The organism is Nocardioides potassii (assembly GCF_021648885.1).
Taxonomy (GTDB): domain Bacteria; phylum Actinomycetota; class Actinomycetes; order Propionibacteriales; family Nocardioidaceae; genus Nocardioides; species Nocardioides potassii.
Map to the genome: position 1 here is coordinate 157,577 of NZ_JAKJHZ010000005.1, position 16,081 is coordinate 173,657.

14 protein-coding genes are annotated in these 16,081 nt (G+C 71.9%); 3 read left to right on the plus strand and 11 right to left on the minus strand.

Annotation, left to right across the window (positions count from 1 at the left end):
• The first annotated feature begins 17 nt into the window (after positions 1-17).
• The gene (locus L2K70_RS05200; protein ID WP_236400005.1) at positions 18-353 is read left to right on the plus strand and encodes a hypothetical protein; all 336 of its coding nucleotides are present in this window, start codon (positions 18-20) and stop codon (positions 351-353) included.
• Positions 350-1,975, plus strand: a complete 1,626-nt coding sequence (locus L2K70_RS05205) for a glycosyltransferase family 2 protein (RefSeq protein WP_236400008.1) — start codon at positions 350-352, stop codon at positions 1,973-1,975. Before L2K70_RS05200 ends, L2K70_RS05205 begins: the two co-directional genes overlap by 4 nt.
• 1 nt (position 1,976) lies before the next feature.
• On the opposite strand, the gene L2K70_RS05210 is transcribed toward L2K70_RS05205, so the two are convergent.
• From L2K70_RS05210 to rfbG, 5 genes are read right to left on the minus strand one after another with little or no spacing between them, the layout of a single operon-like run.
• Positions 1,977-3,170 carry a glycosyltransferase gene (locus L2K70_RS05210; protein WP_236400012.1) on the minus strand — a complete coding sequence of 398 codons (1,194 nt, stop codon included), beginning with the start codon at positions 3,168-3,170 and terminating at the stop codon, positions 1,977-1,979.
• On the minus strand, positions 3,160-4,941 hold the full coding sequence (locus L2K70_RS05215) for a rhamnosyltransferase WsaF family glycosyltransferase (RefSeq protein ID WP_236400014.1): 1,782 nt from the start codon (positions 4,939-4,941) through the stop codon (positions 3,160-3,162). The genes L2K70_RS05210 and L2K70_RS05215 overlap by 11 nt, the downstream gene beginning before the upstream one ends.
• Before the next feature lie 60 nt (positions 4,942-5,001).
• Complete coding sequence (locus tag L2K70_RS05220) at positions 5,002-6,093, minus strand: acyltransferase family protein (protein ID WP_236400017.1); 1,092 nt, start codon at positions 6,091-6,093, stop codon at positions 5,002-5,004.
• A 13-nt stretch (positions 6,094-6,106) separates the two neighbouring features.
• Positions 6,107-7,684, minus strand: coding sequence for a DUF2142 domain-containing protein (locus L2K70_RS05225; protein ID WP_236400020.1), 1,578 nt, complete (start codon positions 7,682-7,684; stop codon positions 6,107-6,109).
• A gap of 47 nt (positions 7,685-7,731) precedes the next feature.
• Positions 7,732-8,814, minus strand: a complete 1,083-nt coding sequence (rfbG, locus tag L2K70_RS05230) for a CDP-glucose 4,6-dehydratase (protein ID WP_236400022.1) — start codon at positions 8,812-8,814, stop codon at positions 7,732-7,734.
• 102 nt (positions 8,815-8,916) lie between these two features.
• On the opposite strand from rfbG, the gene L2K70_RS05235 reads away from it, so the two are divergent.
• Positions 8,917-10,224, plus strand: a complete 1,308-nt coding sequence (locus tag L2K70_RS05235) for a lipopolysaccharide biosynthesis protein (RefSeq protein WP_236400025.1) — start codon at positions 8,917-8,919, stop codon at positions 10,222-10,224.
• A gap of 72 nt (positions 10,225-10,296) precedes the next feature.
• Here the strand turns inward: L2K70_RS05235 and L2K70_RS05240 are convergent, their stop codons facing one another.
• Genes L2K70_RS05240 through L2K70_RS05265 form a run of 6 tightly spaced genes read right to left on the minus strand, consistent with a single transcriptional unit; the run spans position 10,297 to position 15,910 of the window.
• Complete coding sequence (locus L2K70_RS05240) at positions 10,297-11,079, minus strand: NAD-dependent epimerase/dehydratase family protein (protein ID WP_236400028.1); 783 nt, start codon at positions 11,077-11,079, stop codon at positions 10,297-10,299.
• Positions 11,061-11,594, minus strand: a complete 534-nt coding sequence (locus L2K70_RS05245) for a dTDP-4-dehydrorhamnose 3,5-epimerase family protein (protein WP_236400031.1) — start codon at positions 11,592-11,594, stop codon at positions 11,061-11,063. The genes L2K70_RS05240 and L2K70_RS05245 overlap by 19 nt, the downstream gene beginning before the upstream one ends.
• On the minus strand, positions 11,591-12,847 hold the full coding sequence (locus tag L2K70_RS05250; protein WP_236400034.1) for a class I SAM-dependent methyltransferase: 1,257 nt from the start codon (positions 12,845-12,847) through the stop codon (positions 11,591-11,593). Before L2K70_RS05250 ends, L2K70_RS05245 begins: the two co-directional genes overlap by 4 nt.
• A complete protein-coding gene (gene rfbF / locus L2K70_RS05255) occupies positions 12,844-13,611 on the minus strand; it encodes a glucose-1-phosphate cytidylyltransferase (protein WP_236400037.1) in 768 nt (255 codons plus the stop codon). Before rfbF ends, L2K70_RS05250 begins: the two co-directional genes overlap by 4 nt.
• Complete coding sequence (locus L2K70_RS05260; RefSeq protein ID WP_236400040.1) at positions 13,608-14,555, minus strand: glycosyltransferase family 2 protein; 948 nt, start codon at positions 14,553-14,555, stop codon at positions 13,608-13,610. The genes rfbF and L2K70_RS05260 overlap by 4 nt, the downstream gene beginning before the upstream one ends.
• A gap of 35 nt (positions 14,556-14,590) precedes the next feature.
• Entirely contained in the window at positions 14,591-15,910 is a 1,320-nt protein-coding gene (locus L2K70_RS05265) for a hypothetical protein (RefSeq protein ID WP_236400043.1), read from the minus strand.
• Positions 15,911-16,081: the final 171 nt, after the last annotated feature.

Below are 16,081 nucleotides of genomic sequence, written 5' to 3' on the forward strand. Positions count from 1 at the left end.
CCATGGAGGAGCCAGACGTGACCCAGGACGCGACCGACCGGTCCGAGACGGACCGCCTTCGCGAGGAGGTCGCCGAGGCCCGGCACCACCTGCTCACCGTGCAGGACCACATCGTGGGGCTGGAGGCCGAGAACGGTCGGCTGAACCGCGACCTCACCCGCGTCACGATGGAGCTGCGCCAGCAGATCAAGCGCTCCCGGCGCATGACCCAGCAGCGTGACGAGGCCCGGGCGCGCCTGGCCGAGCTGCGCTCCCGGCTCGCGGTCGCCCGTGCCCGTCTCGCCGAGGTGGAGCAGCCACGCGCCTCGGTGGCCCGTCGTGTCGCCCGGCGGGTGCGCGGAGCGCTGAGGTGAGCCCGAAGCGGCGCCGAGAGCCCCGCTTCTCGATCGTCACCCCCGTCTACGACCCGCCGGTGGACGTGCTCAAGGAGTGCATCGAGTCGGTCATCGCCCAGGACTTCGAGGACTGGGAGCTGATCATGGTCGACGACTTCTCGCAGAACGCCGCCGTCCCGACGGTCATCGCGCAGTACGCCCAGCAGGACCCGCGCATCACGTTGATCGAGCGCGACACCAACGGCCACATCGTGGCTGCGTCCAACGACGGTGTCGACGCGGCCGTGGGGGAGTTCATCGCACTCCTCGACCACGACGACCTGCTCGTGCCCGACGCCCTGTCCAAGGTGGCCGACGCGATAGACGAGCACGAGGACGTCGACTACGTCTACACCGACGAGGACAAGGTGGGCGAGGACGGGTCGACCTACGGCGCCTTCCACAAGCCCGACTGGTCGCCCGAGCGGCTCCGCGGACAGATGTACACCTCGCACCTGTCGGTCCTGCGGACCAGCCTGGTCCGCGAGGTCGGCAGTTTCCGGGAGGGCTTCGAGGGGTCGCAGGACCACGACCTCGTGCTGCGCGTGACCGAGAAGGCGCGCCGCATCGTCCACGTCCCGGAGGTGCTCTACCACTGGCGCGCCGTGGCCGGGTCCACGGCGGTGGACATCGAGGCCAAGCCCTACGCCGAGACCTCCGGGATCCGCGCGGTCCAGGAGCACCTCGACCGTCTCGGGATCGACGCGACGGCCGGTCCGGGCGCCGAGCCGGGGCGCTACTCCGTCCAGCGGCGCCTCGACCCCTCCCGTCGGGTCTCGCTGGTGATCCCGACGATGGGCCAGTCGTCCCTCGTGCGCGGCGTCCGCCGGGCGCTGGTCGTCGAGGCGGTGCGCTCCGCCCTCGCCCGCACCGACCATGCCGACGTGGAGGTCGTCGTCGTCCACGACACCCCCACGCCGGACGCCGTCCTCGCCGAGCTCCGTGAGGTCGCGGGCGACCGGCTGGTGCTGGTGCCGTTCGAGCGGCCCTTCAACTTCAGCGAGAAGATCAACGTCGGCGTCTGCCACTCCTCGGGCGACCGCGTCGTCTTCCTCAACGACGACGTCGAGGCGATCTCGCAGGGCTGGCTCGAGCAGCTGGTCGCGCCCCTCGACGAGCCCGACGTCGGCCTCACCGGCGCCAAGCTCTACTTCAGCGACCAGACCGTGCAGCACGCCGGTCACGCCTACTACAACGCCGGCTACCACCACCCGTTCAAGTTCTGGACCCGCGACGAGGTCGGTCCGTTCGGGGAGCTCGTCGTCAACCGCGAGGTCACGGGCGTGACCGCTGCGTGTGCCGCCATGCGCCGCGACACCTTCTTCGGCATCGGCGGCTTCTCCGAGACGCTGCCGGGCAACTTCAACGACGTCGACCTCTGCTACAAGGTGCGGGCCACCGGGCTGCGCACGCTGTTCATCGCGAACAGCGAGCTCTACCACTTCGAGTCGCGCACCCGCGAGGCCCGCGTGCAGGAGTGGGAGCGGCTCGCCGTCGTGTCCCGGTGGGGCGTCCCCGACGAGGACGCCTTCACCCCGCGCGCCGTCGCGATGCCCAACCTGCGACGCGTGCAGCAGCTGCCCGACGACCTGTTCGCGTGACCTACCGCGTACGACGACCCAGGTAGGGCGCCAACGCACGCGCGACCGGCTCCGCGACCGCGTCCCACGACCACCGGCTGTGCGCCACCTCGGCGGCCGCCAGTGCGTGGTCGGCGTACGCCCTGGTGTCCCTGGCGAGCGCGACGGCCTCGCGGAGCGCGCCGTCCCACTCGTGGGCCTTGGCGAGGCGACCGGTGACGCCGTCGTCGATCGCGTGGTCGAGCGAGGGGGTGTGCGAGGCGACGGTCCACGTCCCGACGGCAGCCGCCTCGAAGAACTTCAGGTCGGACTTGCAGATGTTGAAGGCCGTGTGGGACAGCGGCGCGATGTTGACCTCGACCTCGGCGATCGAGCGCTGGAGATCGACGTAGTGCATGAACTTCTGGAACTCGACGCGGTCGCGGTGCGGCTCGAGCGGTCCGAGGTCGTCGAGGTAGCCCACGATGCGCACCGAGACGCCGTCGTCCTCGTCGAGGAGGCGGGCGAGCGAGAGGCCCGCGACCGCGAAGTCGCGCACGTGTGACGGCGTACCGCTGAAGTAGCCGATGGTGACCTGGTCGTCCCGGCGCCACCCGCCCGCGACCTTCGCGTCGAGCAGCTCGCGGGAGTAGGCCTGCTGCTCCCTGTTCATCACGTTGGGCACGATGGCGGGCGCGTCCTCGACGTAGGAGGCGAGCTGGTGCGCCAGCACGGGGTTGGTCGTCGTGGCGCCGCGGCACACGTCGAGCGAGGCCCGGAGCCGGCCCATGTAGGCGAACCACACGTCCCACTCGGCGTTGACGTCGACGTCCTTGCCCAGCGAGCTCATCACGATCTCGGCGAACCGGACGTCGAAGACGAGGTCGTCGCAGTCGAAGACGAGGGGCACGCCGTGGCGCTGGGCGGTTTGCACGAGCTCGCGCAGCGCCGCGTTCCACGGGTAGCGCGCGACGACGATGACGTCGAGCTCGGGCACGATCCGCAGCAGCGCCCGCAGCTCGTCGTCGCAGTACCACGCGGCGCCGATGTCGCCGTCGGCGTGGTTCAGCGCGTCGACCGTGTTGGCCACGCGGTAGCGGAACGTGCTGGTGTCGGGCGTGCGGTAGACGTAGGCCACCCGGTGCGGGCGGTCGAGCATCGTGCCCGTGCGCCGCGCCATCGAGATGTCCCAGAGGTCGCCGACCCGGTCCGGGGCGGCGGGGAGGTCACTGAACATCGGGGACGATGCCCTCGCCGTCGGTGGGCACGTCCTTGCCGGCCCCGATCACCCGCTGGAAGCGCTCCATCGTCCAGTCCACGACGGGCACGAGGGCGGCCGCCCAGTCGCGGTTGACGTGGTCGGCGGCGACGTTGGCCGCCCGCCGCTCCGGGTCGCGCGCCAGCTCCACGAGCTCGCGGAGCCCCTCGAGCAGGCCGTCGACGGTGGAGGGCGCCACGATGATGTTGTCCGAGACGTCGGACAGGTCGGTCTTGATGCCGTGGGAGTTGGTCAGCACCGCGGCACCGACCGAGGCCAGGTCGTAGGGCGGGTAGGACGGGTGCGGGGTGTCCATCAGCACGAGCGCGGCGTCCATCGAGGCGACCAGGTCCTGGTAGTCGGTCCAGCCGAGGCCCTCGATGATGTTGACGCGCACGTCGCGGGGGAGCGTCAGCTCCGGCGTGCCGCGCCCCACGAAGTGGAAGTCCCACTCGTCCGGGTCGAGGATGCGCTGCTCGACGGCGCGGGCGATCACCTGCGCGCCGCGCCAGAACAGGTTGCGGGCGTTGTGGGGACGGGAGTAGAAGAACAGGTTGCGCTTCGTCGTACCCGACCCGGCCGGTACGACGGAGGGGTCGCGGGTGGGGAAGGCCGGCTCGAGCGCGACGGCGGACTCGGCCAGGTGGGGGAGGCCACCGGGGCCGGACAGGTGCTCGAGCAGCCGGGAGGTGTTGACCACGACGGCGAGGTCGGGCTCGGCGAGGGTCTCCGAGCACAGCAGCCGCTCGTCGCCGAAGGCGTAGAACATCCGCTCGTCCTCCTGAAGGAGGTAGAGGACCTGCTCGCGGGGGATGTCGCTGTCGAGCACGGCACGCGTGGTCCACCACGACGTGGTCATGACGATGTCGCGGTCGGTGTACTGGAGGCGCTGCGTCCCGTCGGTCGAGACCTGCTCGAGCTCGAGGATCCCGTCGAGGTGGATGCCGGTCGCCTCCTCGAGGAGCGAGATGACCTGGCCGTCCGGCATGTCGGTGCGGGTCACCAGGCGCAGGGTGCCGTTGCCGAGCCGGTTGGCGAGCTGCACGCCGAGGATGATCGCCGTGCCGACGCCACCGAAGAGGCTGTGCGGGGCGACGCTGTCCGTGATGATGCTGATCCGGCGCTCGCCACCCGCGACCTTGGTGACGGGCATCGGCTGGATGGCCTGCCAGCGGTCGGCGTACAGCGCGTCGACGTAGGGCTCGCGGAGCGCTCCGCGGGGGGCCAGGCGCCCCTCGGTGCGACCGTGGCGCAGGTAGTGGATCAGCGGCTGGGCGTTGGTCCGGGCGACGTCGGGGTTCTGCCGCAGGTAGCCGGAGGTCGAGAACTTCTCGCTGGGGTCGAGCCCCTCCCTGGCCCCGAAGCGGAGGTAGTGCTTCACCACGTCGCGGTCGGGCGGGAGGTCGGGCCGGAAGTGGCGGTAGTACTCCTCGTCGAAGAAGCCGGACTCGCGCACCAGGCGGGCGTCGTCCTCGGCCGGGTTGAGCACCCGGCCCTCGGCCTTGCCGGTGCGCAGGTAGTGCACGAGCGGGTTGATGCCCGCCCCGGCGACGTCCTTGTAGCGGCGGAGGTAGGCGGTGGTGGAGAACGCCTTGGACGGGTCGCGACCGTCCTTCGCGCCCTGGCGCAGGTAGTGCAGGACCGGGTCGATGCCGGACGCGCGGACCTCGGGGTTGCGCTTCAGGTAGAACTCGACGTCGAAGAGCTCGGACTCCCGCAGCAGCTCTGCGTCGGTCTTCTTGTTGCTCACGTCGGGACCTCTCGTGTCGTCAGGGTGCGGCGAGCATAGTGGCCCGCCGGGGTGGGTGCGTCAGGAGACGAGGCCGGCCGTCGGCCTCGGCTTGTGCTTGAGCGCCGGCCGCTCGACGAGGTGCCACGACGCCTGTGCGAGCAGCCACACGATGGGGGTGGTGATGGCGATGACCGCCCAGGGGCTGGGATGGCCGCCCATCAGCTCGATGGTGGTCTGCTGCACGGGCCACGCCCAGATGTAGACGCCGTACGACGCGTCGCCGAGATGGGTGATGCGCCGCCCGATCGCTGGCAGGGCGTAGGCGAACCAGCAGCACAGGTAGACCGCGCACACGGTCCACACGACCACGCGCAGGGCCGGGGGGCCGAGGCCGGTCAGGACGCAGAGCACGAGGCAGGCCGCGGCCACGGGCCAGGTCAGCACGATGCGGTCCCGGAAGGAGTACGCCGTCGCGCTGACGGCGAAGGCGGCGAGCACGTAGATCGCACCGAGGCTGTCGCTGGTGACCGAGATCCACACGGCCGCCCACGCCAGCCCGAGGGCCGAGAGGGCGACCATGAGGCGGGTCCGGCGCAGCAGGCCGGTGACGCCGAGCGCGGCCAGCCCGGCGTAGGCGAACACCTCGACCGGCAGGCTCCACAGGGGACCGTTGACTGCACCGGCGTACTCGAGGTCCTCGAAGACCCCGGGCAGCCCGGCGCCGAAGGGGAACAGGAGGGTGATCCGGACGGGGTAGATCCAGGTCTCCCACGACGTGAAGTAGGTCCGCAGGCTCTGGGACGTGACGAAGGGACCGAGGACGAACGCCGTGACCAGCCCCACGACGGCCAGCGCGGGGAGCAGTCGCAGCGCCCGCTTGACCCAGAAGTCGCGCGGCGACGGGTCGTACTCCCAGCTGCGTCGGATCAGCAGCCCGCTGACGGAGAAGAAGATGAGTACGCCGACGCTGCCGAGGCTCGCGTTGAGCTGGTGGAGCGGCTCGACCTCGCCGACGAGGGCGAAGGAGTGCGAGACGAGGACGGCCCAGGCGGCGAGCAGCCGGAGGATGTCGAAGTTGTTGTCGCGGTCACCGATGCGGTCCCCGAGGCGAACGGGCGCGAAGCGACCGGTCCTCCCCGTGGCAGGGACCGGATGGGACGGGGCTGACATCGCAGGCACCGTATCAAGCGCTGGCGGGCGTGCTGGCTGGCGTGCTGGCGGGCGTGCTGGCGGGCGTGCTGGTGGACGCAACCGCCGTGTCCCGCAGGAGGACCCAGGCGAGGATCGCGAAGGACGCGGAGCCGACGAGCCAGACCAGCGTCGGCGCGGGCGCGAAGGTCCACCACCACTCGCCGTCCCGGTCGAGGTTGACGCCGACGACGTCGAAGCCCGTGATGTAGCGACGCATCTGCACGTGGAGGGCGATGCTGTGCGCAACCGTGAGCGCCGCCGTGGCGGCGATGGCGGGACCGCGCGACAGCGAGAGCGAGGCTCCGCGGTGACCGAGCATGGCCACGCCGGTGAACATGACGAGCAGGGGGAGGATGTAGCGAGGCTGGACGCCCTGTCCGACCACCACGCCCGTCTGGACGAGCAGGTAGAGCGGGTAGACCACGAGTGCCGCCGCGGTGAGGGCGAGCCCCAGCGCCTTGGCCGGGAAGACCTGGCGCACGGCCGTCGACACGCTGAGCAGCCACACCCCGATGCCGGACGCGATCACCAGGGCGGGGAACGCCACGTCGAGCCACCCGGTGCCACCGAGCGGGCCGAACCCGAACGGGCCGAGCCACAGCACCGGCAGCCCGCCGAGGTTGATCAGGATGAGCTGCCACCTCGACCACGGCAGGGCCGCCTGGTCGGTGATCGCCCCGTTGAGGACGTCGCTGTGGCCCGCGTGCAGGAAGTAGGCGGCGGCGATCGCCATTGCCACGACCGCGGTCGCGGAGGGCAGGAGGTTGGCGCGGATCCGCCGGACCCGCATCAGCAGGACCAGGACGACGGCCATGATCGCGAAGAGGCCGCCGTCGGCGCGCGAGCCCGCGCTGATGGTCGCCCCCACCACAGTGAGGGCGCAGAGCGCGGCCTGCCTGCGTCCCCTGGTCTCGAAGGCGCCGTAGAGCGCCGGCCAGGTGACCGCGGCTCCCAGGACCGCCCACGCGCTGGGGTTGGTCGACGCCAGCACGAACCAGGCGAGCGGGACGCTCGTCACGAGCAGCGGGACCGTGGCGAGCGGCCGGCGCCGTCGGGGGAGGGCCCACGCCAGCGCGCCCAGCAGGACGACCGCGAGACCGCCGTTGGCGATCCGCATGAGGACCACCGAGACCCGTACGTCGTCCAGGGTGAGGAAGGACAGGGTCTGGTAGAAGAGCGGCGGGTAGCTGCCTGTCCAGTTCCCGCGATCGGTCAGGGTGTCGGGGCCACGGTCCTTCAGGTCGTCCTGGCACCCGGCGCTCACCGCGGGGTCGCCGAAGTAGCAGATGGTGCCGCCGGAGGCGACGAGCGGGATGTACTTCTGGACCTCGTTCCCGTCCACGCTCTGGCAGTCGCGGGGCTTGTCGCCGCGGGCGCACCAGATGGAGGCCAGGTGGTAGTCGTCGTCCGGTGAGGCGCCGACCGGCGACGCGAGGCTCCAGGCCACCATCGTCACCAGGGCGGCGACGACGCCGGCGAGGGCGATGACCGCTCCGCCCTTCGCCCCGCTCGTACGGCGCGCCGCGGGGTCGGCACGCCGTGCTCGCTGCAGTCGAAGTCCCCCGCGCATGCGCGCGACCCTACTGCGCGGGGCGGGTTCGGGACGGATCGGCGCGGTCAGGGGGTCGGTGCCGACGATGACCGCACCTGCTCCACGTAGGCGGCGACCTGCTCGCGGACGAGGTCGGCGGGCCGCTCGCCGTCGGCGGCCCGGACGTACCACTGGAGCGACCGGTCGATGGCCTCCCGCCAGCCCCAGACGTTGCCCCAGCTGAGGACCTGCTGGGCCTGGCTCGCGTCGAGCGTCAGGTCGTGCGTCTCCTCCATCACCGGGTCGGGGTCGACCTCCCACGCCGGCTGCGAGCCGCCACTAAGCCCGGCCCACTGGCCGGCGGCGTGCTCGACCAGCGCCTGCACGGGGACGGCCTGCGCCGGGTCGGGGCCGAAGTTGAGGCTGCGCGGGACCTCGCGGCCCCCGGCCACGTCCTCGGCGTAGAGCAGGTAGCCCAGGAGCGGCTCGATGACGTGCTGCCACGGGCGTACGGCGAGCGGGCGGCGCAGCACCAGCGTCTCGTCCACCGTCCAGGCGCGCACGATGTCGGGGACGATGCGGTTGAGCGCGAAGTCGCCGCCGCCGATGACGTTGCCGGCACGCGCGGTCACCACGCGGTCCGAGAGGTGCGGCCACGACTGGGTGACGAGCTCGGCGCACGCCTTGCTCGCGGAGTAGGGGTCCTTGCCACCGAGGAAGTCGCCCTCCCTGAACGGCGTCGGCTGGCGCACGTCGTAGACCTTGTCGGTCGTCACCACGACCGCCGCCCGGAGGTCGGGCAGCCGGTCGACGAGCTCGAGCACGCGCACCGTGCCCATCACGTTGGTCTGGAAGGTGGTGGCCGGGTCGCGGTAGCCCTCGCTGACGAGGGACTGGGCGGCGAGGTGCAGCACCACCTCCGGCTCGAACGCGGCAGCGCCGTCGATCCACCCGGATCCCGCCACGTCGTCGCGGACGTCCTGGACGCCCTCGACCGCCAGCGCGTCCCACAGCGGCGTCTCATGGGCGTCGGCCGGCAGGGAGACGGCGTAGACCTCGGCACCCAGCTCGCGGAGCCAGCAGGTGAGCCACGCTCCCTTGAAGCCGGTGTGACCGGTGACGAGCACCCGGCGCCCGGACCACTGGGCGGGGTCGATCGTGCGGAGCATGGGGTCCCTTCGAGATCGTCGTGCGGGGTCGGCCAAGGGTACGCTGGCGCGCGCTCCTCGCTCCTCGCAGGTGCTGACCCTCGACGACAGGAGACCGCCCCAGTGTCGGACCAGCCGCCCGTCCCGGGACCGGTCCCGACCGGCACCCGGCGGACGACCCTCCTCACCGGCACCGTCGTGGTCGCCGTGGGGCTCGCGGTCACCGGCGTCGGGACGCTCGTGATGCTCGGTGTGGCCTCGCGCGCCATGCCCGGCGAGGAGTACGCCGACTTCGTGGTGTGGTGGACGGTCGCGACCCTGCTCGGCACCAGCTTCGGCGTCTTCGAGGTCTACCTCGCCCGGTTGCTCATCAGCGACTTCGCCCGCGGCCGCGCACCGGCCCGCTCGACCGGCGTGATGGTGGGGCGCGCAGCGATCATGGCCGGAGCCATCACGCTGGTGCTCGCGCTCTTGTCGCCCGTGATCGCGGACCGGCTGTTCAGCGGCGAGCTCGTGCTGGTGGGGCTGCTCGTGGTCTTCATGTCGTTGGTCGCCGCGCAGGCGCTGCAGCGTGGCGCCGCGACGGGGCGGCACAACATGGTCGCGATCGCCAGTCAGCTCTCGGTCGACGGCGTCATGCGCGGCGTGATCGTCGCGGTCCTCGCGCTGACGGACCACGACTCGGTGACGACGCTCGCCCTGGGGTGCTGCGCTTCGGTGGTGCTGAGCCTGCTCGCCGGCAGCTGGCGCATCGGGCCGTGGCTGGCCCGGCCGCGGCTCCACGCCGCCGCCGACGTGCCGCTCCGGCCGATCATCCTCCTGCTGGTGGGAACCGCCGGCCCGCTGCTCGCCAACAACGGCTCGGTCCCGTGGCTGAGGGCGACTGATGCCGTCAGCCCGCACGTCCTCGGGGCGTTCGCCGGGGCGGTGACCCTCAGCCGGATCCCGACGCAGTTCATCTCGGCGGTGATGAGCCCCCTGCTCGCGCACCTGTCCGAGAGCGTCGAGCACGGCGACGAGGCGGGCTTCCGCCGCGTGCTCGCGCGCACCGAGGTGCTGACCGCTGCCCTCGGGGTGGCGTACGTCGTCGCCTTCGCCGCGCTCGGTCAACTCGCGCTGCGCCTGATGCTCGGCCCGGACTTCTCCCTCGATGTCGCCAACCTGGCCGTCCTCGCCGCCGCCAGCAGCGGCATGTTCGTCGGCGTGGTCCAGCAGGCCGCGCTCGGCGCGCTCGGGCGGTGGCACCACATCGCGTGGGCTTGGGTGGCCGCCACCGTGACGTTCTGCTTGGTTCTCGTCGTTCCGGGCGACCCGCTCTGGCGGGCGACGTCAGCGCCGCTGGTGGGCGTGCTCACCGCCCTGCTGTCGATGTGGGCCTTCGGTCGCCGGCACTTCACCGCCGACGCAGGATCCCGTCCCGGAACTCCGTGACCAGGGTGTTGCCGCGATCGACCGTGTGTCCCTCGTCCTGCTCGCTGAGGTCTCTCGGGGAGGGTGTCAACATCAGCCTTGGGTGAAGAACCCCTCGGTTCGGGTGGGTGCCCAGCCGAGCGCGGCCAGGCGGGTGGTGTCTGCGGTGTGATCGGAGTGGGTCGGAGGCGGGTCCTGGTCGGCCTCGTCGGCCGACCAGGCGGCGCCGACGCGGGCGACGAGGTCGGAGACGGAGCGCAATGTTCCCGATCCGATCTGCACCTCGCCGGTCAACCCGCGCGACACGGCCGCGACGACCGCCCGCCCGACGTCGGAGGCGTGCACGAAGTCGTGGTGCTGGTGCGGGCTGCGCAGGTGGAGCGTCTCCCCCCGGTCGCGCGCCCCGGTGGCGAGGTCGACCAGGGCGGGGCGGCGGCGGGCCTCGTCGAAGACGTAGAAGGGGCGCAGCCACCCGATCGCCGACTCCTCCACGAGGGGGGCGAGCGCGGTCCGCAGGCGCGCCTTGGAGCGGGTGTAGGCGTCCTGGGCGTCCGTCGCGTCGTCGACGGCCGTCCCGGTCAGCCACACGGGGATGCCCGCCGCGCGCGCGGCCTCGACGAGCTCGAGCGTGGCGTCGGTCCAGCGCTCGTTGTCGTCCGAGGTGCGGTAGTCCGCGCTCCCACTGGCCGACCAGGCCAGGTGCACCACCCGCGCGGGCGTCGTACGACGCACGAGGTCGGCTGCGGCGCCCGGCGCGAGCAGGTCGACGTCGGCGTGCCGGACGGCCACCGGGGGCGGCGCGTCGCTGGGCCAGTGCTGCAGCACCCACGTGCCGATCAGCCCCGAACCGCCCGTGATCAGGGTGCCGGCGGCCACGCGTGCCCCTCACGGTCCTTCGCCGAGATCCGCGTCGGCGGCAGCGGCCACTCGATCGCGACCGTCGGGTCGTCCCACTGCAGCGTGCGGGCGTGCTCGGGGGAGTGGCCCGCGCTGATCAGGTAGGTGAGGCGGGTGTCGTCCTCGAGGGTCTGGTAGCCGTGGGCGATCCCGGCTGGCACGTGGAGCGCGACGTCGTCGTCCGCAGACAGCTCCACGGAGATCCATCGGCCGTAGGTCGGCTCCTCGGGGCGCAGGTCGACGAGGACGTCGAGGAGCGAGCCGTCGGTGACCCACAGCGTCTTGACCTCGGCCGCCGGGGCCACCTGGTAGTGCATGCCACGGATGGTGCCGGCGACCTCGTTGGCGGTCGACACCACCTCGGCGACGCGCGTGTCGAGGCCGTGCTCCTCCGCCTCGCGGGTGACCAGCACCTTGCGGAGGAAGCCTCGCTCGTCGTGGTGACGAGCGCCGCGGACCAGCGCGACCCCGCGCAGCCCGAGGTCCTCGATCACCCGATCGTCCTCATCTCGGGCACGGCGATCCAGCACTCGGCACCCGGGACGAGCTCGGCGACGAGCCGGCCGATCTCGGGTGCGATGTTCCACGGCAGGACGAGAACGTCGTCCGGTGCGACGCCGGCCAGCTCCGCAGGAGCCGCCACCGGGACGTGGCTGCCGGGCAGGAACTTGCCCTGCTTGGCCTCGCTGCCGTCGACGACGAGCACGAGGTCGTCGTGCTGCACGCCGGCGGCGTTCATGAGCGTGTTGCCCTTGGCGGCGGCGCCGTAGCCGGCGACCGTGCGTCCGGCGGCGTGGCGCTCGTCGAGCCAGGTCCGCAGGCCCTCGATCACCGCGTGGCTCCGGGCCGCGAAGTCCTCCCACAGCTCCGGGGTGAGCAGGCCGGCCGCGAGCTCCTGCTGGATCGTCTCGGCGACGCTCGGGTGCGCCTCGCGCGTGCCGGTGCGGGTCAGCCAGTAGCGGTTCGACCCGCCGTGGGTCGTGAGCCTCTCCACGCGGGTCAGCTCCAGCCCCGCGCCGGCGACGGCGGCCGCGACGGCGTGGGCGGAGAGGTAGCAGAAGTGCTCGTGGTAGATCGTGTCGAACTGCGTCTCGAGCATCTGGGTGACGAAGGACGGGTTCTCCACCGTGATGACCGTGTCGTCGTCGCAGAGGTGGCTGAGGCCGGCGATGAAGTCCTGCAGGTCAGGCACGTGCGCCATCACGTTGTTGGCCGCGATGAGGCGCGGGCGGCCGTAGGTCTCGGCGACCTGCTCGGCGACGGACAGGCCGAAGAAGTCGTTGACCGTCTCCACGCCGCGGCTGCGGGCGATCTCGGCGACCTTGCCCGCGGGCTCGATGCCGACGACCCGCATGCCGGCGTCACGCATCTGGGTCAGCAGGTAGCCGTCGTTGCTCGCGACCTCCATGACCAGGTCGCCCTCGGCGAGGCCGAGCTCCTCGGTCATGTGGCGGGTGTACTCGCCGGCGTGCGCCAGCCACGACGTGCTGACGGAGGAGAGGTAGGGGTACTCGGCGCCGAAGATGCGGTCGGGCAGGACGTACTCGCCGATCTGGCCCAGGCCGCAGGTCGGGCACACCCGCAGGTGCAGCGGGAACGTCGGGCTCGGCTCGTCGGTCGACAGCGACATCTCGTTGGAGAGCGGCTGCCGGCCGAGGTCGAGGACCGAGACCAGTCCCTCGGCGTTGCAGCCGCGGCAGGTGTGGACGCCCCGGGGCGTCAGCTCGTCGGTCGTCTGGTCGGTCATCGCGCGCTCACCCACGGTGCCTGCCCGGACTGCCAGATCCTGTTGAGCTCGTCGCGCTCGCGGACGGTGTCCATCGGCATCCAGAACCCCTCGTGCTGGTAGGCGCCGAGCCGGCCCTGATCGGCGAGCGTGGTGAGCGGTGCGGCCTCGAAGGACGTCGCGTCGCCCTCGATGAGGTCGAGCACCTCGGGCTCGACGACGAAGTAGCCGCCGTTGATCCAGTCGTGGGAGTCGCGAGGCTTCTCGCGGAAGTCCTCGACCAGGCCGTCGGCGAGGCCGAGCGAGCCGAAGCGCGGCGGCGGGTGGACGGCTGTCACCGTCGCCAGGGCGCCGACGGACTCGTGGTGGGCCACGACCGCGTCGATCGGCACGTCCGACAGGCCGTCGCCGTAGGTCAGCAGGAACCGCTCGTCGAGGATGTGCGAGAGCCGCTTGATCCGGCCGCCGGTCATGGAGTCGGCGCCGGTGTCGATGAGCGTGACCTTCCAGTCCACCTTGCTGCGCGACAGGTACTCGACCGAGCCGGTCGACAGGTCCACCGACATGTCGCAGGAGTGCATCAGCTGGTTGGCGAAGTACTCCTTGATCACGAAGCCCTTGTAGCCCAGGGCCACCACGAAGTCGGCGTACCCGTGGGCCGCGTAGTGCTGCATGATGTGCCACAGGATCGGGCGCTCCCCGATGCCGACCATCGGCTTGGGGATCGCGTGCGTCTCCTCAGCCAGTCGGGTCCCGCGGCCTCCGGCCAGGATCACCGTCTTCACGTCGTGCTCTTCCCCTCGTCGCCAGCGTTCGGACTCCGCCGAACCCTAACCAAGCGCTTCCGAGGCCATCGGACGAGGTCTCCCGCGACGAGGTAGAAGTCCCACACGATGTGCTTGATCCAGTACCGGTGCCAGAGCGCCCGCACCAGCTCGCGCCGGGCAGTGCGAGTCACCTGCCGGTCTACACCGTCCGCCGCGGCCTCGCGCCACAGGCTGCGCCACATGCGAGTCATGAGCCACCGTCGTCCCCCACTGCCAGGGATGAGTCCCTCTGCCGTGGCCTCGGCCGTCTTGACCGGATAGGTGCGGTACTCGACAAGGGGCTCGTCGAGCACGACGAAGGGGGCACGCAGGAGGAACCACCACTCGAGCAGGACGTCCGCGCCGTACTCCGGCTGGAACATGGGCGAGGTCAGCAGCACGTCGCGGCGGTAGAGGCAATAGGTCTCTGTCCAGCGTGGACGATTGAGGAACGAGCGGAGTCGAGTGCGCGCGTCGGCGGAGGCCAGCTCGGGGTCCCGCTGGACACCGAGGCGCGCACCGTCGGGGTCGAGGAACTGGATCGCCGTCAGGCAGGCCGCGGCGTCGGGATGGGTCTGGAGCGCGTGGAGGCACATCTCGACGAAGCGCGGCTCGAGCCTGTCGTCGGCCGCCAGCCAGGCGAAGTACGTGCCCGTCGCCTGCTCCACCGCCCGGTTGAAGTTCGCGACCGCACCGAGGTTGACCTCGCTGGTGCGTACGTGGTCAGCGCCGAGCGCGGAGGTGGCGATCTCCCGCGTGCGGTCCGTGGAGCAGTTGTCCATCACCAGGAACTCGTCGGGGGATCGGGTCTGCGCCGTCACCGACGCGATGGCCTCACCGACGTACTGCTCCCCGTTGTAGACGGGTATCGCCACCGAGACGGTCGCGTGGGAGAACTGGTCGGGCCCATCCGCTGTGCTCACCGGAGGAGCATAGGTGCCGCCGTCCCCGGCGCGGCTCAGGCGAAGGTGGCCAGCCGGTAGGCGGTGGCGGCCACGGCCAGCAGTGCGACGCCCCCGACGAGCGCGACGCCCGATCGCGAGCGGACCACGGACGCGGTCACGACGGCCATGGGTGCCACGAGGACGATCCCGTAGCGCGGTGGGAGCGGGAAGTAGGACCCCGACGACAGGTAGCCGACCGTCACGAGCACCAGTGCCCCGGCCAGCGCCGCGGCGGCCACGCTCCGCGCAAGGACGAGCTCGCGCGGGGGTGCGCCGGTGAAGAGCGCAGCCGCGAGCGTGCCGGCGAGCAGGAGCAGCGCGGCGACGGACGTCGAGAACCCCGTGAGGGGTGGCGAGCCCACGACCGCCCACGAGGAGGCGAGCGGCTGCAGGAGGCTGAGCGAGCTCTCGACCAGGCCGGTCCACGGGAAGGCGGGGGTCACGAACCTGGTGGCCATGTCCGGCAGGTCGTCGGCGGGGATCTGCGCGCGCGACGACACGAAGGCCATCCACGCGCCCGCGGCGAGCACGGCGGTCAGGCCCACCGCCGCCGCGGTGGCCAAGCGCACCCGCAGGTTGCGCGGCGGCTCGCCCGCACGGTCGTCGGTCGGGCGCAGCAGGAGGTAGAGGGCGACAGCGGCGACGCCGACCAGGTTGGTCATCTTGGCGAAGGAGACGACGAGGCCCACGACCGTCAGGAGGACGCCCCGCGCCGGTCCGGGCCGCTCCTCCCACCACGTGAGCGCGAGCAGGAGCGCCGCCCCCGCGGCCAGGCCGGACGCGTCGGGGGTGATGGTCGCACTCGGGAAGATCAGGGCCGGTGTCGCCACCAGCAGCAGCGACACGACCGTCATCGGCGCTGCGGGCACGCCGCGGCGGCGGCCCGCGACGAACGTCAGGACGAGGCCGAGCGCGAACCACAGGCCGCCCACCAGCCGGCCCGCAGTGACCAGGTCGTCGGCCGGCGTGACGGCCTCGACCACCTCTGCCGCCCCGCGCGTGACCGTGTAGTAGAAGGGGCTGTTCGCGGCCGCGGTGTTGTAGCCCTTCTCCTGGAAGGTGGTCGGGTCCAGCGTGCCGAACGGCCGGCACGGTCCGGGTCCGAAGCCGGGCGCGTCCACGCCCCGGCAGTCCTGCTCGTGCATGGCCTCCTGCCCGACGCGGTCGGCCGGGGCAGGGGGAGACGGCGCGCGGTAGAGGTAGTCGATGTGCTGCAGCTCGTCGATGGGGCTGAGCTTGGTGTAGCCGTGCACGTGCAGCGCGACGAAGACCATCGCCAGCCCCGCGAGCAGGGCGGCCGGGACCGCTGTGGCCCAGCGCGCTCGACGCAGCATCGGCAGCTCTCTTCCCTCGTGTGCCGCTGCGCGCACCTCCTCGGCAGCGCCGACAGTGTACGAGCGGGGGAGGCCGTGCCGGCCCTCGGGCGAGGGTCGGGATCGGGATCGGTGTCGGCTAGAGTCGCCGATCGCCCGTCCCGGCCCCACCCGGTCGAACCGTTGGGAAGG

Bases quoted from the DNA above. Each gene is read 5' to 3' on its own strand.
- L2K70_RS05265 (WP_236400043.1), bottom strand. From the start codon at position 15,910: ATGCTGCGTCGAGCGCGCTGGGCCACAGCGGTCCCGGCCGCCCTGCTC.
- rfbG (WP_236400022.1), bottom strand. From the start codon at position 8,814: ATGCTCCGCACGATCGACCCCGCCCAGTGGTCCGGGCGCCGGGTGCTC.
- L2K70_RS05220 (WP_236400017.1), bottom strand. From the start codon at position 6,093: ATGTCAGCCCCGTCCCATCCGGTCCCTGCCACGGGGAGGACCGGTCGC.
- L2K70_RS05250 (WP_236400034.1), bottom strand. From the start codon at position 12,847: ATGACCGACCAGACGACCGACGAGCTGACGCCCCGGGGCGTCCACACC.
- L2K70_RS05225 (WP_236400020.1), bottom strand. From the start codon at position 7,684: ATGCGCGGGGGACTTCGACTGCAGCGAGCACGGCGTGCCGACCCCGCG.
- L2K70_RS05210 (WP_236400012.1), bottom strand. From the start codon at position 3,170: ATGTTCAGTGACCTCCCCGCCGCCCCGGACCGGGTCGGCGACCTCTGG.